The sequence below is a fragment of the Rhizobium sp. CECT 9324 genome, assembly GCF_918741265.1.
Taxonomy (GTDB): Bacteria; Pseudomonadota; Alphaproteobacteria; order Rhizobiales; family Rhizobiaceae; genus Allorhizobium.
The window spans coordinates 2545072-2567756 of record NZ_CAKKMZ010000001.1 but is presented as its reverse complement, the minus strand read 5'-3'; the positions used below and the strand labels follow the sequence as shown (position 1 = coordinate 2567756).

General features: G+C 54.3%; 20 protein-coding genes and 1 pseudogene. 11 read left to right on the top strand and 10 right to left on the bottom strand.

Annotated features, from left to right (window positions below):
• Positions 1-144: 144 nt before the first annotated feature.
• Positions 145-933 carry a hypothetical protein gene (locus tag LQ231_RS12660; protein WP_230173434.1) on the bottom strand — a complete coding sequence of 263 codons (789 nt, stop codon included), beginning with the start codon at positions 931-933 and terminating at the stop codon, positions 145-147.
• On the opposite strand from LQ231_RS12660, the gene LQ231_RS12655 reads away from it, so the two are divergent.
• On the top strand, positions 823-2268 hold the full coding sequence (locus tag LQ231_RS12655) for a catalase (RefSeq protein WP_230173337.1): 1446 nt from the start codon (positions 823-825) through the stop codon (positions 2266-2268). The genes LQ231_RS12660 and LQ231_RS12655 overlap by 111 nt on opposite strands.
• Positions 2269-2404: 136 nt before the next feature.
• Here the strand turns inward: LQ231_RS12655 and LQ231_RS12650 are convergent, their stop codons facing one another.
• Positions 2405-3307: a LysR family transcriptional regulator gene (locus tag LQ231_RS12650; protein ID WP_230171574.1), complete on the bottom strand. Its 903-nt coding sequence runs from the start codon at positions 3305-3307 to the stop codon at positions 2405-2407.
• A 200-nt stretch (positions 3308-3507) separates the two neighbouring features.
• On the opposite strand from LQ231_RS12650, the gene LQ231_RS12645 reads away from it, so the two are divergent.
• From LQ231_RS12645 to LQ231_RS12620, 6 genes are all read left to right on the top strand, one after another.
• On the top strand, positions 3508-5070 hold the full coding sequence (locus tag LQ231_RS12645) for an MFS transporter (protein ID WP_230171573.1): 1563 nt from the start codon (positions 3508-3510) through the stop codon (positions 5068-5070).
• Between the two features lie 241 nt (positions 5071-5311).
• Positions 5312-5662: an SPW repeat protein gene (locus LQ231_RS12640; RefSeq protein WP_230171572.1), complete on the top strand. Its 351-nt coding sequence runs from the start codon at positions 5312-5314 to the stop codon at positions 5660-5662.
• 191 nt (positions 5663-5853) lie between these two features.
• Positions 5854-7032 (top strand): HlyD family secretion protein, encoded by a 1179-nt coding sequence (locus LQ231_RS12635; protein ID WP_230173336.1) that lies wholly within the window; start codon positions 5854-5856, stop codon positions 7030-7032.
• A 139-nt stretch (positions 7033-7171) separates the two neighbouring features.
• The gene (locus LQ231_RS12630; RefSeq protein WP_230173335.1) at positions 7172-8713 is read left to right on the top strand and encodes an MDR family MFS transporter; all 1542 of its coding nucleotides are present in this window, start codon (positions 7172-7174) and stop codon (positions 8711-8713) included.
• Between the two features lie 326 nt (positions 8714-9039).
• Positions 9040-9822, top strand: coding sequence for an alpha/beta hydrolase (locus LQ231_RS12625; protein ID WP_230171571.1), 783 nt, complete (start codon positions 9040-9042; stop codon positions 9820-9822).
• Positions 9823-9954: 132 nt separating this feature from the next.
• Entirely contained in the window at positions 9955-10395 is a 441-nt protein-coding gene (locus LQ231_RS12620; protein ID WP_230171570.1) for a hypothetical protein, read from the top strand.
• A 42-nt stretch (positions 10396-10437) separates the two neighbouring features.
• Here LQ231_RS12620 and LQ231_RS12615 read toward each other — a convergent pair whose 3' ends face one another.
• Positions 10438-11190 (bottom strand): NmrA family NAD(P)-binding protein, encoded by a 753-nt coding sequence (locus LQ231_RS12615; protein WP_230171569.1) that lies wholly within the window; start codon positions 11188-11190, stop codon positions 10438-10440.
• Between the two features lie 379 nt (positions 11191-11569).
• Here LQ231_RS12615 and LQ231_RS12610 point away from each other — a divergent pair, with 379 nt between their 5' ends.
• Both LQ231_RS12610 and LQ231_RS12605 read left to right on the top strand, forming a co-directional pair.
• Entirely contained in the window at positions 11570-12208 is a 639-nt protein-coding gene (locus tag LQ231_RS12610; protein WP_230171568.1) for a response regulator, read from the top strand.
• 390 nt (positions 12209-12598) lie between these two features.
• Positions 12599-13360 carry an SDR family oxidoreductase gene (locus LQ231_RS12605; RefSeq protein WP_230171567.1) on the top strand — a complete coding sequence of 254 codons (762 nt, stop codon included), beginning with the start codon at positions 12599-12601 and terminating at the stop codon, positions 13358-13360.
• Between the two features lie 264 nt (positions 13361-13624).
• Here LQ231_RS12605 and LQ231_RS12600 read toward each other — a convergent pair whose 3' ends face one another.
• Entirely contained in the window at positions 13625-14596 is a 972-nt protein-coding gene (locus LQ231_RS12600) for an alpha/beta hydrolase (RefSeq protein WP_230171566.1), read from the bottom strand.
• A gap of 341 nt (positions 14597-14937) precedes the next feature.
• On the opposite strand from LQ231_RS12600, the gene LQ231_RS27285 reads away from it, so the two are divergent.
• Positions 14938-15618, top strand: coding sequence for a response regulator (locus LQ231_RS27285; RefSeq protein WP_356635954.1), 681 nt, complete (start codon positions 14938-14940; stop codon positions 15616-15618).
• Here LQ231_RS27285 and LQ231_RS12595 read toward each other — a convergent pair.
• A protein-coding gene (locus tag LQ231_RS12595) for an IS3 family transposase (protein WP_113144399.1) occupies positions 15596-16695 on the bottom strand; the annotation gives its coding sequence in 2 pieces (ribosomal slippage) (positions 15596-16443 and positions 16443-16695; 1101 coding nt in all). The genes LQ231_RS27285 and LQ231_RS12595 overlap by 23 nt on opposite strands.
• 66 nt (positions 16696-16761) lie before the next feature.
• On the opposite strand from LQ231_RS12595, the pseudogene LQ231_RS12590 reads away from it, so the two are divergent.
• Positions 16762-16929: pseudogene (locus LQ231_RS12590) on the top strand (winged helix-turn-helix domain-containing protein); the annotation flags it as partial.
• Positions 16930-16944: 15 nt separating this feature from the next.
• Here the strand turns inward: LQ231_RS12590 and LQ231_RS12585 are convergent.
• The 5 genes from LQ231_RS12585 to LQ231_RS12565 all read right to left on the bottom strand — a co-directional run bounded on the left by LQ231_RS12585 (position 16945) and on the right by LQ231_RS12565 (position 22161).
• Complete coding sequence (locus tag LQ231_RS12585) at positions 16945-17904, bottom strand: adenylate/guanylate cyclase domain-containing protein (protein ID WP_230171565.1); 960 nt, start codon at positions 17902-17904, stop codon at positions 16945-16947.
• Positions 17905-18153: 249 nt separating this feature from the next.
• Positions 18154-18825, bottom strand: coding sequence for an NAD(P)H-dependent oxidoreductase (locus LQ231_RS12580; RefSeq protein ID WP_230171564.1), 672 nt, complete (start codon positions 18823-18825; stop codon positions 18154-18156).
• A 72-nt stretch (positions 18826-18897) separates the two neighbouring features.
• A complete protein-coding gene (locus LQ231_RS12575) occupies positions 18898-19278 on the bottom strand; it encodes a response regulator (protein ID WP_290371357.1) in 381 nt (126 codons plus the stop codon).
• An 86-nt stretch (positions 19279-19364) separates the two neighbouring features.
• Entirely contained in the window at positions 19365-20003 is a 639-nt protein-coding gene (locus LQ231_RS12570) for a response regulator (RefSeq protein ID WP_230171563.1), read from the bottom strand.
• An 85-nt stretch (positions 20004-20088) separates the two neighbouring features.
• Complete coding sequence (locus LQ231_RS12565) at positions 20089-22161, bottom strand: ATP-binding protein (RefSeq protein WP_230171562.1); 2073 nt, start codon at positions 22159-22161, stop codon at positions 20089-20091.
• Between the last annotated feature and the right edge of the window lie 524 nt (positions 22162-22685).

The window sequence follows — 22685 nt, the reverse complement described above, 5'->3', positions numbered from 1 at the left end:
GATATTGTCAGATTCTCGAGGTTGCGATCCTTTCTCCCAAGCTATGTGATCAACCTCGGGCCTCTCCCCCAGAGGCGAGCGGACGCCCCGTCCGCTTAGTGGGCCGTCCTCCGCCGAGGACGGCCCTTTTTTCTCGACTGTCTTCTAAGACCTCCAGATACGGAGACGCTCCGCATAGTCAGCGCTCAAATGCCCGGCGCTGACTGGGAGCAATTGCCGTAGCCCCTCGTCCAACTCGTCTTTGTCAAGGGAACCCTTTCCCGTTGGATCAAGTGTCGCCCAATGCTTCTCTGCTTGAGCGGGATCATATGGCCTGCCATTCGCCTGGGCCAGTCGAGCCTGACCATCCAGGTACTCGTCCTTTGTGACACTCCCGTCTTTATTGGCGTCGGCCCAGTCCAACTGTTGTTTGGTCAGGCGATCGTGGAAGTCGGAAATCAACTGCCCAGGAGACTTCATCTCCGGTGTGTTTTGTCGGGGCTGCGGTACTACATCCATTTTCTGATCAGCATTCGGTGGTGCCTTCCGTGTCTGAGGCACGAAAAGGCCGTAAATTGAATTGTCGGAACCTATTTTCATCATCCATCCCTCAATTGGTGTGTTTCCAATTGCAATTTCCGGGCAAAGGCTTGCTTCGGGCTTGCGAAAAACACGCATTCGAGGCTTGCGTTGCAACCGCAACCATTTGACGCCGACACCCTGTTGAAACGACGACAGCGTACGCCCGCTTCCCCAAACAACCGTATAGCTATTCTCTCCAAAGGCGACGTGGCCTACTGCCGCCGACTTGAACTCGGAGACAGTGATATGGCTCAGGACAAACTGACAACGGCGGCAGGCGCGCCAGTCGCCGATAACTTCAATATTGAAACTGCAGGACCCCGAGGGCCAGCACTGCTTCAAGATATATGGTTGATCGAGAAGTTGGCGCATTTCGATCGTGAGGTAATTCCTGAGCGGAGAATGCACGCGAAAGGAGCTGGCGCTTACGGAACGTTCAAAGTGACCGCCGACATAACGCGCTATACCAAGGCAGCTCTATTCTCCGAGCGGGGCAAAGAAACCCCGATCTTCATCCGCTTCTCAACAGTCGCAGGCGAGCGCGGTGCGGCCGATGCAGAAAGAGACATCCGTGGATTCGCCATCAAGTTCTATACAGAGCAGGGCAATTGGGATCTTGTCGGCAACAACACACCCGTATTCTTCTTCCGTGACCCACTCAGGTTCCCCGACCTGAATCATGCAGTGAAGAGAGATCCGCGCACTGGGATGAGGAGTGCGGAGAACAATTGGGATTTCTGGAGCCTTCTACCCGAGGCGCTGCACCAGGTTACAATTGTAATGTCGGATCGCGGCATTCCGAAAACCTTTCGGCATATGCACGGGTTCGGCAGCCATACCTTTAGCATGGTCAACTCAGCGAACGAGCGTTCCTGGGTGAAATTCACACTGAAATCTCAGCAGGGGATTGAAAATTTATCGGATGAGGAAGCCGCAGAGCTCATCGGTAGTGATCGCGAGAGCCATCAACGCGATCTTTTCGAAAGCATCGAGCGCGGAGACTTTCCGCGGTGGACCATGTACATCCAGGTCATGTCGGAAGATGCGGCGAAAGCGCACTACCACAATCCGTTTGATTTAACCAAAGTGTGGCCGCATGCTGAGTTTCCACTCATCGAGGTCGGCGTGCTGGAACTCGATTGGAACCCTGAAAACTTTTTTGCTGAGGTCGAGCAGGTTTCCTTCACGCCCGCAAACATCGTTCCGGGCTTGGGTTTCTCCCCCGACAGGATGCTTCACGCCCGCCTTTTCTCCTACGGGGATGCCGCTCGCTATCGGCTGGGCGTAAACAACCATCAGATCCCTGTTAATGCACCACGTTGTCCGCATAACTCATTCCACCGCGACGGTGCGATGAGAGTCGACGGCAATTACGGGAACCAGACGAGCTATGTTCCAAATTCAAAGGGCGCATGGACCGAGCAGCCGGACTTTCGCGAGCCGCCGCTCGAATTGAGCGGCCACTACGCAGATCGTTATGATCACCGGTTGGAAGAAGATCACTTCGAGCAGCCCGGCAATCTCTACCGTCTCATGTCGCCGAAGCAGAAATTGACACTCCTATTAAACACGGCCCGTTCAATGTCCGGCGTGTCGGCTGCCATCAAGGCGCGTCATATCGAGAACTGCCGCCGAGCTGATCCGGAGTATGGAGAAGGTCTAGCAACGGCCCTCGAGATGAACTTGGATGTGGGCTCAGTTGGCTAGTGGCTTCCAAGTGTTTTTAGGAGCACGGCCGCAGGTGGCTCGGCTAGTGTCGCCGTAGACGGTGATGGCGCTGGCCTACAGACTTCGATGCTTCACTTCTCGGCGCACGGAGTGTGATCTATCTTTGGCAAGGCAATCAAGTCATCCATTTGCGATGGTCGGAAAAACCTTCGGCAAGCAAATCTATGAACAGCCGCACTTTCGTCGGGAGGTGGTTTCGATTTGGATATATGGCGTTGATAGCGAACTCTATTCCTCGATAGCGGGTTAAGACGCGAACCAGACGGCCCGCCGCCAGGTCTTCCGATACGACAAAGCTGGGGGCTAGCCATAAAGCCCTACCGTTTGCTGCAAGATATCTGAGTGTTTCCGCACTGTTAGAGAGAACTGACCCGGCAACACGAACCTGAGTTCGCTCGCCCTTTTCATCTTCGAATTGCCAGTCGTCCCCGTGCGGATAATAGCTATACCTGAGGCAATTATGCTGCGTCAGATCGGCCAGTTCAGCAGGTTCGGGATAACGGTCAAGATAGGAAGGCGAGCAGACCAGAACATGACGCCATGATGTCAACTTTCGCGAAATCAACCCGGAATCCGGGGAAGGAATGGTGCGGATGGCCAAATCATAGCTATCCTCAATTGGATCGACCATCCGTTCCCCACTGTTGAGGTCTAACGAAACATCAGGGTAGAGCGCTAGAAACTCGTCGATCACGGGAAGAATAAAGCGCACAACCGCTATTGTTGAATAGATCTTCAGGACACCGCGGGGCGATGATGTAAGTGCACCGGCTGTTAGATCCGCCTCTTCTAAATCCGCAAGGATTTGAGATGACCGCTCGTAATAAAATCGCCCGGTTTCCGTGAGGGAGACGCGGCGGGTTGTCCTGTTCAGCAATCGGACCCCCAGCCTGTCTTCCAAGGACTGAACATGTGTGGCCACCATCGTGACCGACATGTTCATTGCACGCGCCGCAGCGGAAAATCCGCCATGCTCCACGACTTTTCCAAAGACGTTTAAACTTTTCAAGCGGTCCATGAAGTCTCCGAGGCAGTGCCAGCCCAGTGAGTTGAGGTGCGCAAAGCACCTGGGTCATTCTATCCTATTATCCGCTATGAGCGAATAGTCCTTGCGTTTAATTGCGCATTCTCAAGCGATGGCGATCATGACACTCCAAATACCTACGATTCACGCTCTTCAAGAGCATCTCACTATGCGTACGAGCGGAGGAGATTTCGATGACAGATAGAGGCAAGCGCATTGGAGTGCTGTGCATGCTGATCGGTGTCGTCTTGGCGTCGCTGACTGAGGCAGTGACCGGCTCGGTATTGTCGATCGCCCGATTGGATATGATGAGCGACGTGCACGCGTCGCCGGATGAGTTCGCCTTTTTGGATTTCGGATATACGGCCGCGAAGCTGGTTGGTTTTGCCGCAGGAGCGTGGCTGGCGTCCTCGCGTCATTTACGACGTGCCCTAACTCTCTCAACTGTTGTCATGACTTTGGCATGTGCCATCGCTGCATTCTCTCGGGACCTAACGGTTCTTTCACTCGCCCGAGTAATCCAGGGCGGGGCGGGGGGAATCCTGCTTGTTTGCGGTCAGACGCTACTCCTGACGTCCTTCCAGAGGCGAAGCCAGCCCTTTATCCAAGTTATTTTCGCGATCGGTGCAGTGGTCGCTCCGGCAACGCTTGCGCCATATCTACACGGTTGGATGCTGGACAATCACTCGTGGGAAACCGTGTTTCTCTCGGTTCTGCCGATCGGCGCGACCGCGTCTGCTTTGCTTATCATGTCAGACACCGAGACGACGGATCAAAAGCCACTGACAACTCCCGACATGCGCGGGTTCCTGTTTCTGACATTGGCTGCTTTCTGCGTGTCCTTTGTGCTGTCGCAGGGAAACCGATGGGACTGGCATCGAGACGAAACCATAGCGACATGCATCGCTCTGGGGGCAGCGGCGTTTCTAGCTTTTGTTCTGTCGGCGGGACGAACCCAGCCCCGCAGGGCACAGTTGCTGAATTTTGACGTCTTCCAGGACCCAGGCTTCACATTCGGCTTCCTCGCTAGTTTTGCCGCTGGTTTTGCCCTGATGGGGAGTGGTTTTCTAATCCCCTCGTTCGCGATTTCAATGCTGAGAATGACACCTACAGCTGCCGGAATGCTGCTGCTACCGAGCACGGTCATGTTCGTCTCAACGCTGATCCTGGCGGCAATCCTCATCAGTCGGCTGAGATTGCCTCCCGTAGTGACCGTGCCTTTCGGAATCCTTGGATTGATATCGTCAATGCTTATGCTGTCTGGTTCTACCGGCGGCAGCGGGATGCCTGATATGTTGCCTGCGGTTCTGCTCCGAGGGGCATCGCTGGGACTGCTGTTTCTATCGATCACTTTGATCACACTCCTCGACTTGAACCGAGCGGTGGTTGCCTCTGGTGTTGCCCTGTTCAACATAGGACGCCTTTTTGGCGGTCTCGTTGGGGTGTCATTTCTTCAGACGTTCATCGAGAACGAAACAGCACAAAATCGCGCTGTGCTGGCCGCACATATCACGCCGGGCAGTGTCGAGGTCCTAGAACGTGTGGTGTCGGCCGCCAAGTACCTAACTATGAATGGTATGGAGGCAGGCGCAGCGATGAAAGCATCAACACTGCTCATGGGAAAACAAGTCGTGCACCAATCTATGCTGATTGCTTTCAATTCCGCTTTCTTTGCGGTCGCGGCTTTCTTCCTGTTCGCTGCGCCAGCACTCATCATTTCTAAGATTGTAATAACCAAAATTTCTGCCAGTCGGTGACCGGCATTTCGACGTGTGAGGTTCGCCGCTGTAGCTGTGTTGGGAGAAATACATCGACAAAATATCGGCTGCGGCAAATGCATTGAAATCTAATAAATACAAAGCGCAACAATAAACACTATTCCAGCGAAGCTATACATACGTTTTATTGATGATTTCAATTCAATCGTAAATAAAACTAGGGTAGCGCCGAACGTTACTACGGCTCTATCTAATCTCAATGTGGAATAGGTACAAGATAATGAAAAATGAACTGCCGAGCAAAGCCTTGGAATGGACGAACGTACTGTTGGGTGTATGCATGGCCTGCTGCGCTCTCTATTTTCGGGACACCCCCGCTGCGGCCTGGAATGCGGTAATCGTTGGCGTACTCGTAATGAGTTTTTCTGCTGTTGCGCTCAGCCGTTATGGCGTGTGGGCGGAGTGGTCGAATCTTAGTCTCGGCTGCTGGACCCTCATCGCGCCTTTCCTCCTCGGCTTCGGCGTGTCTGGCGCCCCGATGTGGATCCACGTCGTGATGGGACTTTGCATTGCTGCCATTGCTAGCATTCAGCTGAAAGGCAGCTCCAAGGGAGGTCGACGCTCGTCATAATAACAAAGCGAGAGAGCATCTAGCTCAGGAAATTCCCGCCGGACGGCGAACGCCGACCGGCGGCTTGTAGCCTAGAGAAGGATTATCCGCGCTGGGCGAAAGATCCTTGCTGGATTCGAGCTATTATCAGATCGAACTGACCAGTTCAAAAAGGTCGGCTAAGCGCCGTGCGCGCCAAGCTGCTAAAGGAGATTAAAGTGGTCGAACTGCCCCGCAAAGAGGCCTTTGGGGCCCCCGCCGAAACGAACAACAAGAAGCTCGAAGAGTCATCGCCTTTGAATGAGAAAAAGCTCGTTGCTGATGGGGGAGCTCGCAAATCTAGTTTGAAAAAGGTCATCGTCAGCACGGTACTGCTTTCGGGTGCAGCTTATTCTCTTTATCTTGGTTACGGTTATTGGACGGTAGGGCGCTTCGTCGAATCTACCGACGATGCATACGTCAAAGCCGACTACACTTCCGTTGCCCCCAAGGTCGCTGGTTACATCAAGGAAGTCTTAGTCAACGACAACGACGTCGTTAAGGCTGGTCAGATCGTCGCCAGAATCGACGATCGCGATTTTCAGTCGGCTCTCGCTCAGTCCAAGGCGGACGTGAGCGCGGCAGAGGCGGCAATTACCAACATCGACGCCCAGATTGACCTTCAAGGTTCAGTGATCGAACAGGCAAAAGCATCACTTGATGCTTCCAAAGCGTCCCTGACCTTTGCCAAGTCAGATGCAAGCCGAAACGCACGGCTCATTTCCAGCGGTGCTGGAACACAGTCGCGTGTCGAGCAAAGTCAGTCTGTTCATGACCAAGCGGAGGCGGCGGTTGAAAGAGACCAAGCCGCGCTGATTGCGGCGCAGTACAAAATTCCCGTTCTTGAGACGCAACGTCTGCAGGCGACGGCACAGCGCGACAGGGCTGCTGCGGCGGCAAGACAGGCGGAGCTAAATCTGTCCTACACCAACATCATTGCGGCAGTCGACGGTACCATCGGTGCTCGATCGATTCGAGTTGGACAGTTTGTAAACGCTGGCACCCAGCTGATGGCAGTGGTCCCGCTTCATTCGGTGTATATCGTCGCCAACTTCAAGGAAACACAGCTTACATTCGTTCGCCCGGGGCAAGCGGTGAAGATCAAAGTTGACAGTTTTCCTGACCTGGATTTTACGGGCCGCGTCGATAGCATATCGCCCGCAAGCGGCCTTGAATTCTCGCTGCTACCGCCAGACAACGCCACCGGAAACTTCACCAAAATCGTTCAGCGCATTCCCGTGAAGATCGTCATCGATCAGGCGGGCCTTGAACGCGGCCTCCGAGCGGGAATGTCCGTAGAACCCGAGATTGACACCAAGGCCGAGCAGATCTCGAACGCAGAGACGCACTAACTTCCAAGCCGTCGATCTGGAACATCAACAATAAATTCGGCGGCTCTCAATGGGGCCGGGCCGAGAGGATAAAGACGTGTCATCAGCCGAGGCGGCCGCCACGCCAGTCTCGCGTACAAGCGCGAGCACAAACGAGCATATGAGTTCATTGCGCATGTGGGTTGCCGTTGTCGGCTCTACCCTCGGAGCCTTCATGGCCGTCCTGAACATTCAGATTGTGAACGCATCACTAGCTGACATTCAGGGGGCAATTGGTGCAGGAAAGGACGACGGCGGTTGGATTTCGACTTCCTACTTGATCGCCGAAATTATCGTCATTCCGCTGAGTGCATGGCTCGCAAAGGTCTTTTCGCTAAGGAAATACCTCCTGGTCAACGCCATATTGTTCTTGGCCTTCTCGGTTGCCTGTGCCTTCGCCGTTAACCTTCAGCAGATGATCGTGTTGCGTGCCATACAGGGGTTTTCCGGAGGCGTGCTGATACCGATGGCTTTTACGATCATCATCACGCTGCTTCCAAAATCAAAACAATCGGTAGGCTTGGCACTGTTTGCGTTATCGGCCACCTTCGCGCCCGCAATCGGACCGACTATTGGTGGCTACCTTACCGAAAATTATGGTTGGCAGTACATCTTCTACGTGAATTTGATTCCCGGTTCTATCATGATTGGGATGCTCTGGGCATCGCTTGATCCATCACCAATGAACCTCAAGCTTTTGTCTCAGGGCGACTGGCCCGGAGTTATAACCATGTCTATTGGGTTGGCAGCACTCCAGACAGTGCTCGAGGAAGGAAACAAAGAAGACTGGTTCGGTTCCGATTTTATCGTTCGTCTTTCGGTGATTGCGGCTGTCTCGCTCGGCCTTTTCCTAGCGATTGAACTCAAAACCAAGCATCCGCTTCTAAACTTGAGGCTGCTTCTAAGAAGGAACTTCGGCTTCGGGATCGTCGCCAATTTCATGTTGGGAATGGCACTGTACGGCTCTGTGTTTGTGCTCCCAATCTATCTCACCCGTATCCAGGGTTACAATGCTGAGCAGATCGGGTTGGTTCTTGCTTGGACAGGCATACCCCAATTGTTGCTGATACCTTTGGTCCCGAGGCTAATGAAAAGGTTCGACGTGCGGGCGGTCATCGTCGTTGGCTTCGCGCTTTTCGCAATATCAAACTTTATGAATATCTACATGACTGGCGACTATGCGAGTGATCAACTGTTCTGGCCAAACATTGTCCGAGCAATTGGACAAGCGCTCGTCTTCGCCCCGCTGTCTGCAGTAGCGACAGCAGGGATCGAACCGGAGAACGCGGGGTCAGCTTCGGCGCTTTTCAACATGATGAGAAATCTGGGCGGTGCGGTAGGCATTGCCTCGCTGCAAACCTTCCTGTCGAAGCGTGAGCAGTATCATTCAAACATAATCACGAATTCGATCAGTGCTTTCGACGACGCGACGCGAACAAGTGTGGCCAAACTGACGTCCTATTTCATGAGCCACAGAGTTTCCGATCAGGCATTAGCTACTCAAAAAGCCGTAGTCGTGATTGCTCTGAAGATCAGGAAGCAGGCGAATATCATGGCGTTTAGCGACACGTTTTTCGTCTTGGGTGTCGCCCTAGTTATCGCCCTCGTCGCGAGCCTTTTGCTTAAGAAACCTGACCACCTAGCGGGCGGTGGAGCGCACTAGTTACCGCGAGGTCAAAGTATCAGATTACTTTGAAAGCGACCGATGAATGAGATGTCCAGCAGCACGTATCAGTTGCGCTTCAGCACGAAATCAACGCTTGCGAAGCTAAATGCAAGCGTTGGTAACCCGTGACTAGATTGCAGACCAGCAAGTCTGTCTCTGGCGTGTGGAAACTTATGTTTAGGTTGCAGGGCAGGGCCCATTGAAAGCAGTCTAGCTGCGCCGTCTTCCGTAACAAACGCCGACGTAGGGCAACTCCGCTGACCCATCAAACGGCCTGTAGAAGGCGGCTGGGCCAGTCTCACTACCGATCAAAAGGATTGCAAATGCACAAGATCGCAAGATTTGCTTTGGCGGCTTCTCTTTACGCTGCCTCTGCGCTGCCCGGCCTTGCCGGAACCCACAAACCCACCGTCGTGTTAGTCCACGGCGCTTTCGCTGACTCATCTAGCTGGAACCATGTCGTTTCTCGCCTGGAAAAGGACGGATACAAAGTGTTGGCCGTCGCGAACCCCTTGCGCGGCGTGAAATCGGACGGCGAGTACGTCGCGAGGGTCCTAAAGCAGGTCGAAGGTCCGGTAGTTCTCGTCGGCCATTCTTACGGCGGCTCAGTTATCAGCGAAGCGGCTGCCAGCAGTTCCAACGTCACAGCGCTGGTATTCGTTGCCGCGTTCGCTCCAGAGAAGGGCGAGTCTGCGCTTGATCTGTCCGGTAAGTTTCCAGGCAGCACTCTCGGACCAGCTCTCGCCCCGCCTGTAGAACAGGCCGGTGGCGATCAGGACTTGTATATCGATCAGGGTAAGTTTCCCGACCAGTTCGCCGCCGACGTTCCGATCGCAGAGGCGAGGCTGATGGCGGTGGCCCAACGACCTATATCAAACGCGGCGCTGGCTGAGCCCGCACCGAACGCTGCGTGGAAGACGATCCCATCTTGGTTCGTTTACGGCGCTGAAGACAAGAACATCCCGCCGCAAACCCTTCAGTGGATGGCAGAACGTGCAAAGTCGCGGAAGACGGTTTCTATCAAGGGAGGTTCTCACGTGGTGATGATCTCGCATCCAGGCGAGGTCACGAAACTTATAGAGCAGGCCGTGTCCTCGGCGAAGTGACGCTCTAAAGGCGCGGGGTTGAGTTGTTTCACTCTCCCCGCGGCCGATACGGCAAACCTTAAACCTTCGTTTGGGAAGAACGAAGAAAGGCCTGGTGCTAGCCTCACTGCTATTCAACCGCAGGAGTCGAAAATGAAAATCCTCAAATATAGCTTACTCACGATGGTCTGGTTCAATGTCCTTTTGGCCGGATGGTTGTCGCTTCACATGCTCTATGATCCGGAAGGGTGGTACTACTTCGTTCCGGGCGTGACTGACACGGGATTTTACAACCAGCATTTCGTCCGTGACATCGGGATCATTCAGGGCTTTATCGCGCTGGCATACATCATTGGTACATTCAAGACGGAACGCCGCATCGAACTGTGGGGGGCCGCGACACTGTGGCTAATTGCGCACGCAACGTTCCATCTTTGGGAGGTTGCAGTGGGCATTTGCTCCTCGTCTGTCCTTGTCCGGGATTTCCCCGCGGTAAGCCTCCCGGCCATCTTCGGCATCGCCGCGACGACCTGGGCCTACCTGGAAGCACGGAATATGTCTGCTCGAAGAATCCCAGCGACGATCCGTTTTTGAGGGTGCGGGCCGGAGGCACGAGCTGCCTCCGGCCTTGCCGGTCTATTCGTAAATAGTCCGAGACAGCCAATCGTGGTAGGTCAGTCTGCCCGCAGCGGCAATCTGATGGGGAATCAAGGCTTCTAGGGTCGTAGCAACACCAAAGTACAACGCGTCCGGTGAGGTGACCACAGGGCGGTTGTCTTCCGTGGCGGTTAGAAGCTCCCTCGCGAGATCAGTTAGCAGCGTGGAAACAGGACCGCCTAATTCGACTATAGAATCTGTAGCCTTCTTCGCGCAAAACTTAGCAATCCAGTTTGCGGCTTCGTCGGCCGCAATGGGTTGAAGCCTTAGCTGCGGCAGCTTCAAAGCACCATCCACGGCAGATGTGTCGATTATTCCAGCCAGGAATTCGAAAAACTGGGTTGAGCGAATGATGGTGTAGGGGATACCAGAGGAGCGGATGAGATTTTCCTGCACTAGCTTAGCTCTAAAGTAGTCGTTTTCCACGAGTCTGTCTGATCCAACGACGGTAAGCGCAAGGTAATGTCGAACACCGGCGGATTTTGCGGCTGCAAGCAAGTGCTGACCTGCCTGTTTGAAGAATGCGAGTGAGTCTCCAGTACCAAAGGCCCCCGAATTGGTGACGTCGATGACTGTGTCGGCTCCCGAGAACGCGGCGTCCAGGCCCTCGCCAGTCAGGGCGTTCGCCCCGGTCCTCCCAGACGCCTCTACAACGTCAATTCCATTACGTTTCAACGCCCCGACTATTTTTGAACCCATGGTTCCGCTTGCGCCTACCACGACCACTTTCATAATACTCTCCATTGCTTCCGAGTTGGCCGATAGTAGGCAGCGAGAAACTCAGGTCGATTAAACGATGGGTTGGGTTGACCGATGTGGTTCGAAGGACGAGCGTCTCTTGTAGGGTCGAGTAACTCTTATCGACCCCAAACCGGGTAGCGACGATAGCAATCCGTGAGCTTCACATCCTGCGATTAACTTGGCTTGGCGTCGCACCTAAACCAAGGTTTAAGGTTCCCACGAGGTCATGCCGTGGTAAAATACGGCTGCGTTGCTACGAAAAGGCGCACTTGTGGGTGCGAGTTCGTCGTTTGGCCGCCTGGTTCTCGGATCGGGGGACGAACGCTTTCCGGCGGAACCGAATAAATCTAGGACATATTGGGGACGCGCCATGCAAAGTTCTGAAAACCATCTTGAACGCACCGTCGAACCAATCGTTTACGTGGTCGATGACGACGAGGAAATGCGAGAAGCGCTGTTGGATCTGTTTCTGCTCACCAAGAAACGGGCTTCAGCGTTTTCGAATGGCATCGACTTCCTCAATACGGCAGACACTGATGCGCCAGGTTGCGTGGTCGTTGACCTTCGGATGCCTGGTGGGACGGGACTGGACGTGCAAAATCAGCTGATTTCGCTGGGCAGCCGCCTTCCTGTGATCTTCCTCACTGCCTTTGCGGACATTTCAACCAGCGTTAAGGCAATGAAAGCCGGTGCTGTCGACTTCATCACCAAGCCTTTTTCCAATCAGGATCTCCTGGAAGCTATTGATCACGCCATCTATCTAGATTGCGAACGGCGCAAGGTGGATGCCGAATTCGATCGTATCAGTGCGTTGGTCAATGCCCTAACACCCCGCGAGCGCGAGGTCATGTTCGCCGTGGTGAGCGGCTTGATGAACAAGCAGGTGGCCTACCAACTGGGTATTAGTGAGATGACTGTGAAGCTTCATCGCATGAGCGTAATGCGAAAGATGCAGAGCCGCTCGCTAGCTGACCTCGTGCGGAAAGTCGAATATATTCAGCGTAGCTGAGCCCCGTCGCAAGTTCCTGATGGTCCCAATCTAAAAGCACCAGCCTGGTTGGTCGACACCAGGCTGGTGCTTGTCGGCGGCTTATCTTTCCGCTCCTGACGGCCGAGTATTCATCTTCGATCGAGGATCGCGCTTTGATCCCTAACTTACGTTTAGCTATCGCCAGCTAGCTGATCGCATACAGTTTAAACGGGCGGTGATCGCCAACCTTCGAAGACCTAGCGGTTGCTGTGATGTCCACAGATACCTGAATTGCGTAAGGCGGGCCTTGCGATAATGCCTTGTCGTCAGGCCTGACGCGCCTTCGATAGGTTGGGTCCAACTGATCCAACAGCTGCGCCGACAATCGGTGCACATCTCCCAACCACGTCCAATGCCAAGGAGCGAAAAATGAAAATCGTCGTAATAGGTGGAACGGGCCTCATCGGCTCTAAACTGGTCAAGCGCCTTCAGGCGAAGGGCCACGAAGTAATTGCCGCGTCGCCAGCGTCGGGCGTTAATACTATCACGGGTGAGGGGCTTGCCGAGGTTCTTGCTGGCGCTCAGGTGGTTGTTGATGTCGCCAACTCTCCGTCATTTGAAGACAAGGCAGTCATGGAGTTTTTCCAGACGTCGGGCCGCAATCTGCTGACCGCTGAAGCGGCCGCCGGGATACGGCATCATGTTGCTCTTTCAGTGGTTGGCACTGAGCGTTTACAGGAAAGCGGATATTTTCGGGCCAAGTTGGCTCAGGAAGTGCTTATCAAGGAATCTGGTATCCCATACACACTGGTTCATTCCACACAGTTTTTCGAGTTCATGTTTGGCATCGCTCAGTCCGGTGCTCAGGGCGATAAGGTTCACCTCTCTCCTGTTATGATGCAGCCTATCTATTCAGAAGATGTGGCGGAATTGCTCGCGGAGTTCGTTCTGGCCAAGCCACTTAACGGTGTTGCGGAGATTGCAGGTCCGGAGCCGATTCGCATCTCGGATGCCGTTGGGAAGTACCTTCGCCAGATCGGTGATAGTCGAGAAATCAAGGTCGATGAAAGTGCACGCTACTTTGGTGCACTTCTTGACGACATGACGTTGATGCCTGGCGAAGGTGTGGGTCTCGGGAAGAACGCCTATTCCGAGTGGGTGAAGACTGCCACACCCCCGCCCGCACACTGATCAAAGAACTCACTGACCGGAAATATTCGGTCAGTGACCTTGATACTTGATCACACAGGGGGCCGAGTTTGGGGTGGCCCCCTGTTCCGTCAGCTATGATACGTCCTCGAGCGATTTATCGGCGATCTTGAGAGGCATTGGGGCGGAGTTCATTGCCATTTGAACCAGGCTCCGATGCGTCACCGCGCCCAACGGTCGTGTAGTCCGCTCCCGGCAGTAAGAGCTAGGCGGGGATGCCCGAACAAGCCGCGCATCCCCCAGGCATTATTCTTGGATGAAGCTCAAAATATCTGCGTTGATGATATCTGCATGAGTGGTCGCCATGCCATGCGGCAAACCCTTGTAGATCTTCAGCGTTGGTTTTTTCAGCAGTTTCACTGAAATCTCGGCTGAGTCGGCGACCGGGACGACCTGATCGTCGTCGCCATGGAGCAGCAAGGTTGGCGCTTCGATGATCTTGAGGTCATTTGTGAAGTCTGTCTCCGAAAAGGCGGCAATTCCGAGATAATGAGCGTTTGCAGCGCCGTGCATTCCCTGCCGCCACCAATTCATGATCATTGCGTTAGAGGGCTTCGCATCCGTGCGATTGAAGCCGTAGAACGGCCCACTCGCGACATCGAAATAAAACTGGGACCGATTGGCCGCCAGGGCCGTGCGGAAGCCGTCAAAGACTTCGATCGGCAAGCCGCCAGGATTTGCTGCTGTCTTCACCATGATCGGCGGGACGGCACCAATAAGAACCAGCTTGGAAACGCGTTCTTTTCCATGGTGTGCGGCATAGCGAACTGCTTCGCCACCACCCGTGGAGTGGCCGACGTGAATGGCCCCACGGAGATCGAGGTGTTCGGCAACGGCGGCTACATCTGCCGCATAGTGGTCCATGTCATGACCATCACGGACTTGCTCCGACCTGCCATGGCCGCGACGATCATGAGCGATGACCCGGTAGCCCTTGCCAAGGAAGAAAAGCATTTGGTTGTCCCAGTCGTCACTGCTGAGCGGCCAGCCATGGTGGAAAACCATGGGTTTGCCGTCGCGAGGACCCCAGTCCTTGTAGAAAATCTGCGTTCCATCCTTGGCGGTAACGAAACCATGTCCCATGGGGCCGGACGACGAAGCTTTTTTGGAAGTGGCCGCGTTTGCAGACCCACCGCTCGTTGCGGCCACGGCCGCAGTGAGCGAAAGCGTACCTGCCATGACTGTTCGACGCGTGGCGATAACCGACGTGCTATTCATTTCAAATCTCCTAGTCGCACTGATGTTTTCCGCCCCAGCAAATCAAAGATGAAAAGGGGGTCGGTGACTAGGAAGACTATGGATCTGGTTAGATAACGGTAAGTATACTAATGTTCTATACGCTCATGTTTTCCGATGTTTTTCCTACGTAATTTTGAACAATCAGTTTATCAATCTTATAATACAGAAAATGTCTTACCTAAGGTATTTTTTGTTGTGTCGTCATCTCTGATTATGCAGCCGTTTAGGGGATTTTTGTCCAAGGCGGTGCAAAACGAAACGTATGCACTGAAGCAGGGCAGACGTAAGCTATACTTACGTTAGTGAGAAACTCTGCTCGAATGCCGATACAGCGTGCCTCGTCATCGCGTTCGACGGAGCCCAAAATGCATCACGTACTTGTCCTTGAGAGTGAAGATAAAGAGCGCACGGACTTGCGTTCGTTTCTCCAGGAGCATGGGATGCGGGTGACCCTAATGGGCAGACCTGATCAACTGAAACGTGTTCTTCTGAGAGAGAGCGTAGATGCAATACTGATTGACGTCGTAGCGCCCGCTGGGTTCCAGTTGGTGCGTGAGATGTCAACTGTCACAGACGCTCCTATCCTGATCCTGAGCAATCGATTGGTGACTGAGGACGATAGGGTTTGCGGGCTTGATGTAGGTGCGGTCGACTACATTTCTGAACCGTTCGGATCTCGTGAGCTAGTTGCCCGACTGAAGGTCGCGATGCGTGAAAGGTCGCAGACAAGAATAAGAGCCGACCGGAAGTCGTACTCATTCTCGGGCTATCATCTTCTCGTACAGCAAAGGATTCTCAGCACTCCGACGAGAGGGGATATGAAGCTCACCCCAGCTGAGCTGAATCTCCTCACAGCCTTCCTGGACGCCCCACGCCAGATCCTCAGTCGCGAGAGACTTCTCTCCGCGAGTAGGGTTCGTGACCTGAGACCCAATTTCCCTCCAGTTTTCGAGAGAGTCTTGGGTTTTCAATCTGGCCTCATGCGGCCTGTTTTTCCATAGCCATTTTCGTTGCGAACTCGCTGGGGGTGATATTGCCCAGCGACGAGTGGGGTCTGTTTCTGTTGTAATCCTCCTTCCATGCAGTGATTGCGGCGCGGGCCTGAGCGAGCGACGAGAACAGCGTCTCATTCAGGCACTCGTCGCGGAAGCTGCCGTTGAAGCTTTCAATGAGGCCGTTTTGCATCGGCTTGCCGGGGGCGATGTAATGCCATTCGACCTTGGTCTCCTGGCACCATTTGAGGATGGCCATGCTGGTCATCTCCGTGCCGTTGTCCGAGACGATCGTCCTCGGTTTTCCGCGTCTGGCGATGAGACTATCCAGTTCACGGGCAAGCCTTGCGCCTGACAGGGATGTATCGGCGACCAGGCATAGGCATTCGCGGGTGAAGTCGTCGACAACCGCCAGCACCCGGAAGCGGCGACCGTCGGTGAAGGCATCGCTGACGAAGTCCAAACTCCAGCGCTCGTTGGGGCGTGACGGCAGAGCCAGGGGACGTCTCGTTCCCAAGGCCCGCTTTCGGCCGCCGCGTTTGCGCACCGTCAGCTTCTCCTCCCGATAGAGACGTCGAAGCTTCTTCAGGTTCATGACGATCCCCTGACGGTCGAGCATCACGTGGATACGGCGATAACCGAAGCGGCGGCGCTCGGACGCCACCTTTTTCATTGCCTCCCGAATGGACGCATCGTCAGGCCGCACGCTGCGATATCGCATGCTCGACCGATCCACCGATAGAACCTCGCACGCCCGACGCTGGCTTACTCCATGCTGCGCACAGACGTGAGCCACCGCATCTCGCTTCACATCGGGCGTCACCATTTTTTTGCAGCGACATCCTTCAGGATCGCATTGTCCAGCATGGCCTCGGCGAGCAGCTTCTTCAGCTTGGCGTTCTCGTCCTCAAGCGCCTTCAGCTTGCGGGCATCCGACACGTCCATGCCGCCATACTTCGCCTTGTATTTGTAGAAGGTTGCATCCGAGATGCCGTGCTTGCGGCAGACATCGACGGTCTTCGCGCCAGCCTCCTGCTCCTTCAATATCCCGATGATCTGTTCTTCCGTGAACCGTGAACGCTTCATTCGTCCGTCTCCTGGTTGTGACGGACTCTACCAAATTCTGGAGGAAGTTCAGGGTCTCAGGTCATTCGGTCTGACGAAATAGTGGACCGTAGCCTCGACCCATTGATCCTGAGACTGCGGAGGAAAGTTGAAATTGACCCTCTGCGTCCGCGATTGATCGTAACCGAGAGAGGAGCAGGATACAGGCTCGACAGCTCAGTCGCCTTTGAAGAACGACCTAGAGTGAAGAGATAGACCGCAGGGAGGCACCTATACCGATCGGGCCTGAAGAGGTAGTGAGTGAATTTCAAACGCACCGTCGAAGCCCTTTAGGACGTGACGTCCCATATACTCGGTCTGCGTAATGAGCTCGGCTGTGCGAACAAAAGTGTCGGATAAGAGAACGGGCCGTCTCAGTTCCTTGGTCAAGGACTCAAGCCGCGACGCTAAATTTACCGCAGGCCCGATCACCGTGAAATCAAGACGCCGTTTTGATCCGATGTTCCCGTACATAACTTCACCGACATGTATGCCCGTACCGAACAGCAGTTCGTTTTTGCCATCTGTATCGTCACCAGAAGCAAGTTCATATGCCCGCCTGACCGCCAGGATAAGCCGCTGGCAAGCGTCTGGGCGGTCAAGGGGGAATACGGCTAGCAGGCCGTCCCCCGTGAATTTAAGGATTTCACCACCGTAAAGTTCGATGGGTTCTGCGACGAGATCGAAGTATCGGTTGAGGACTTCGATCACATCGTCACGGCTGCGGCGAACTGAAAGCGCGGTGAAATTCCGCAGATCGCACACCATTATTGCGGCGCTAATCGTCGCCCCGCTGCCCCGCGTCGTCGCGCCGTCGAGAATTTGTTCGCTTGCATGCGGGCCGACATAGGTACGCAGAAGCGTTCTCGCAAGCTGGTCTTTTATCCGGATTTCGGTCACGAGGGAGAACAACGGGAGCGCCTCCCGGATGAGCACGATGTCTTTTTCGGTGAACCCGGCCGGACGTGCGGTTGCGAAGGTGATGAGGTGACGCCGGCCTTGTGTGTGGTCAAGTGGCCAAGCTGCGTAATCAGTGTGCCCCAGCCCGCGGAGTTCGTCGTAGATAGGAAATAGATGGGGTCCGGTGAGGTTGAGTGGCTGCCTGACGTTGCTTCCCGTCTCAAGAACAAGTCGAAACGGACTGTGTTTGAACGAACTGCTTGCTTCAACGTCATACGCCACCGTCTCCACGAGTGGTTCCTGTATTTGTGGCGTCCAGGAGAATCTGGTTCCGAGCCATTGGGGATGGTGGACACGAAAGTGAAGAGTGGACCGGCTTAACTCAATTCCGCATTCACACAGACGTTCGCAAAACTGAGCGAAAATGCGTTCCGGGGCTGGTTCATCTCTGAGCCCCGATGCCAGCCATCGGAAAAGCTCACCTTGATGTTCTTCGTACCCGCTGCCCACCTTTTCGACCTCCCACTGCCTAGAAGAAGCCTACCAAAATTGTGACCAGAGCTCATGAACGGCGCTATGCTCTATCACTGGCCTGGAGTCGGCAAGCAGCGTCATCGCGTCCGTCGCTGTAACTATCCCTGCGCCGTCACTGACGAAATGACTAGGGAGACCGAAGAACTCGACACTGAGGATACCCATAGCTGCGAACATTGCCTTCAAGTAAGGCTTGAGAAAGTCTTGGTCATTGTCCCCCCAGCGATTGCCACCGGAAGACATGACCACAAAAACAGGTTTGTCAGCTACCAATCCGACCATTTCTCTCCCGCGGTATCGAAATGTCACATCTGGGCGTACGACATGGTCGATCCATGCTTTGAGCGCTGACGGGAACGACAGGTTGTGAAGCGGAGTGGATAGCACTATAGCGTCGCTTTCGACAACTTCAGCCACCAACTCTTCGGATAGCAGGAGCGATCCGTTGTCCGCTTTGGCCGTCCCGCCGGCGCGCGATGCCAGTGAAAACTCCCGATCGACATGTGGCATTGTGAGCGCGTTTAGACACCTCACGGCAACTTCAGAGCCTTGTCTGGCCGCGATTATTTTCTGAACAAGGTGACGTGAGATCGCGGCGCTGCGGGAAGCGTGTCCTTTCGGACTGCAGATCAGATGGAGAACCTTCACTGCCGTTTTCTCTCGTGTTATGTTTGGCATGGGTAAATATTCCTTTATGGAGTGTTGGTTGATTTACACCCTGCCAAGTGACGCTGAGTAGTATACGTGTGTTTAGCCGCTGACCGTTACCCACTCAGCCCGACTGTGGTTCTGTCCGCAAATTATGCGAAGGAGGTCTGCGGACCGGATTGGCTTCTCCAAAAAACCGACGGCACCTCTCTCGCTCGCTGCCAAACGGGTTCGATTGTCGGTGAACGATGTCATTAGACAGACCGGGGGACCATTCTGTCTGACAAGCAATTCAAGTAACTCAAGCCCGGTTGTTCCTGGCATCTTCACGTCGGCCAAGACGCAATGGATAATCGGCAGATCCCCCGATTCCAGAAAGGAATCCGCAGACTGATAGGTCTTGCTGTCAATTCCCATCGACTCGAAAAAATCGTGAAGTGACTCCAACAGAAACTGATCGTCGTCTACGATAGCGACCGTCATGGTTGATTTCTGGGACATTGAACCTCGGCTCGTTGCGGGAACCGATGGTTCCCAGATACTACATATGGTGAGGTCAAATGCCGTCTTCACTGGAGCAGTTCGTGTTGCCTCACGAGCTCGGCCAATGATGGTGCCTCCATTTTCCGCATCACGCTGCCTCTGTGAAGCTTCACCATTATCTCGCTAATTCCTAGCTCGTACGCAATTTGCTTGTTCATAAGGCCTTGTGCCACGAGGTCCAGCACTTGGGTCTCTCTAGGTGTCAGCTTATCCGCCCGGTCGCGAACTGCGTGTCTGTACGCGCGCTTAGCCTGAGCCTCTGAATCGCGTGCGAAGGCCGATTTGATCGCGTCCAAAAGCTCGTAGGTCCTGAGGGGCTTCTGAAGAAAGTCGATCGCTCCAGCCTTCATCGCCGACACACTCGTTGCTACATCACCGTGCGCGGTCATGAACACGATAGGGAGGCCATACCCCTTGCCTTCAATTGCCTTCTGGAACTCAATACCACTGAGGCCGGGCAGCCGCACATCTAGGAGAACACAACCCGCGGCGTTAGATGACGTCTTAGCAAAGAACGCCGCGGCGTCTTCGAATGCCTCGGCTTCCATCTTTAGAGACTGGAATAGATCCAGCAAAGAAAGTCGGAACTGCTCGTCGTCCTCTACGACGTGAACGAGCTGACGACATGGGCGGCTGGTCTCGGAAGATTTAATTTCACCTACCATGAAAGGTCCTCCAACGGAAAATTATGGCGTCGTTTGCACGCATTCTATCAATTTCTTTGGCACCGGACAATTAAACCAACGTTTGCTATCTATCTAGAAACAATAGCGGATCTGGATGTTCGTCCGTTCCTGATCCGCCATTCAACACTGGAAGTGTCATCAAGAACACGGCTCCCCGTGTGCCGTCGTTTCGCACGGTGATTGATCCACCGTGGTCCACTGCTATGGACCTGCATATTGCGAGTCCCATTCCCATCCCGTCGGTTTTCCGAGAGAAAAATCCGTCGAAGATTTGGTCGATGTATTCCAGAGGGATGCCGCCTCCTGTATCTCGTACGCACAGAAGAACGTGTCCACTTTCGTTGCGCGATGTTTCGATGGAGATGTCGCGCCAGGGTGGATTGTTCATCGTGATGGCTTGGATACTATTGATCAGCAGGTTGACCACCACCTGCTGCAACTGGACGCGGTCTCCCATTACCGTCGGGATTCCGTCAGTGAGCCGAGTGGTAATTGGAATATTGTGGGCGTGGCTTTCCGAACGAACGAGAAGGGAGGCTTCGCGAACAATTTCGTTGATGTCCGTCGCGCAACGGACGGGATCCCTTTTGACCGCCATGTCCTTAATGCGCCGTATAACCTCGTTCGCACGGTGGGCATTGTCCATGATGCGCGAAATAATGGATTTGACCTTGGGAATGTTTGGTTCAACCCGATCAAGCCATCGAAGGCCAGTGTCGGCGTCCGTTACTATCACGGAGAGTGGTTGGCGAACCTCATGGGCTATGGATGTGACAAGTTCGCCCAGCGCTGATACGCGGGCGGCATGAGCAAAGTCTGCCTCGGTCTTGCGAAGTTGGCGCTCGACGTGACGCTGCTCCGTCACGTCAATCATCATAATGAGCGTTTTGTCGAGTTTCTCGGGATATTGTGGAAAGGTAACATAGAACAGCACATCCAAAACTGCGCCATCGAAAGCTAGGATCTTAATCTCTTCGCTGAAGTTTCTACGTCCTTCAAAATGAGCTGCTACAAGGCGTGTAGCGGCCCCTGGAGTACCCGCGAAGAGATAGGATACATCCCGTAAGAAATCGTTTCGCGAGGCCCCTCTAAAGAGCCTGACGGCGCTGTCGTTTACATCAGTTACGATAACCGCGCCGCTCGCAAAGGCGATCAGATCTGGATGATTGGCGATATGGTCTGCGATGTCTTCTACACCCGCGGCCTTCAGCCTCCCAATAACCCCAGTCATAACGCGCGCATCGACCTGCCAAACTGGAAGTGGAATGTTGTCGATGAGGTTGCGGTACGTCTGTTCGCTCGCCGCGATGTCCGAGTAAGTATCAGCCTCTTGGCGACACCGGCTTACACTACTCAAAACGTGGTTGGCTTGTGAGGTCAGGTCTCGCCAGACTTTGAGCGTGTCGGTGCCCACGACTCTCGTAAAGCTTGAAGCTTCTTCCTTCGCCGTAGTCAATGCCGACACCGTCATCTCCAGCAGAGCGTCGCGATGCTCTGGGGGCCAGTACCAGTACACGCTTTTCCCCAAGGCTGTGCTGAGGGGCTCCCCGTTCGCAAATAGCTTGATAGCTGTAACGTTCAGGTCCGAGACTTGCATGTGTTCGCAGTTCAACGATGAAGTTGGAACGGGTGTAACACAGAGATCGGTGTTCCGTTCGATCTGCCCAAGGCTTGCCAAAGCGACTGAAACGTCGACAATCCACAGGGCGGACCATTCTTCGTCGGCGGATGTGGAGGTCTGGTGTTCGGAGGCACGAAAATCAGACACCCGTCCGTACTCGACAAAGGCGCTGATTGTTCCTCCTAAACCGTTCAGAGGATGGATCCGTAGCTCAACGGAGATCGTCCTTCCATCCAAAGTCTCTCTTTGGACTTCCCCTCGCCAGGTCTTGCGAGTCTGCCACTGTTTGAAATCGGGTTCGCTTGCAGCACTGCCGAAAAGATGCTGCTTATCCTTTTGCAGGGCGTCCACCCGGGCGAAGCCGTAGAGCACCTCGGACATCTGGTTCCAGAAAATAACTCGACCTGCGAGATCATACACGATGACGCTCTCGGTTGCGGCATCAAGCAATTGAGCGGTGAAGGCGTCAATGTCGTTTTGCGGTTCTCTGCCAATCAGGTGTTGAGTGGTTGCCATGATCTAGGTTCCGTTGACAAAGTTGACTCCCAAATCGGCGGAAAAGCGAGGGCGCTATTTCTATTGAAGCCCTCGTTATCGTTGCGACGCATCGGCTGATAAGACCAAGGTCCTCTGGCTCCCGGCGGCCGAAGCTGCAGACGATGAGCGCGACGGAGGCGGAACCCAACGAGGTCGGTCCATATTCATGAAGACCACGGAAGCCAAAACGGCAACCCAAAGCAAGTCGTGCAGATTGGACGCAACGTCCAAGAATCATGCCTTCTAGAACTCGCACCAGCGCCTGTGCCCGAATAGCCCCGGTCGCCTTCTTGCGGATTTAATCCTTGAGCGAGGGAATTGACTGGTAGCGGCCATTGTTTCGCCTGCGGGACTTCAAGGAGCAGCGCATTGATTGTGTCTAACTCTATGACTTGACGTAATTTCATCCGCCGTGTGACAGGAAGCGATCGAATAAGCCGTCATGGTGTTTGGCAACTTGACGGGGTGGCCAGCAGCTCGGGTTACGCAATTGTTGGATCGCT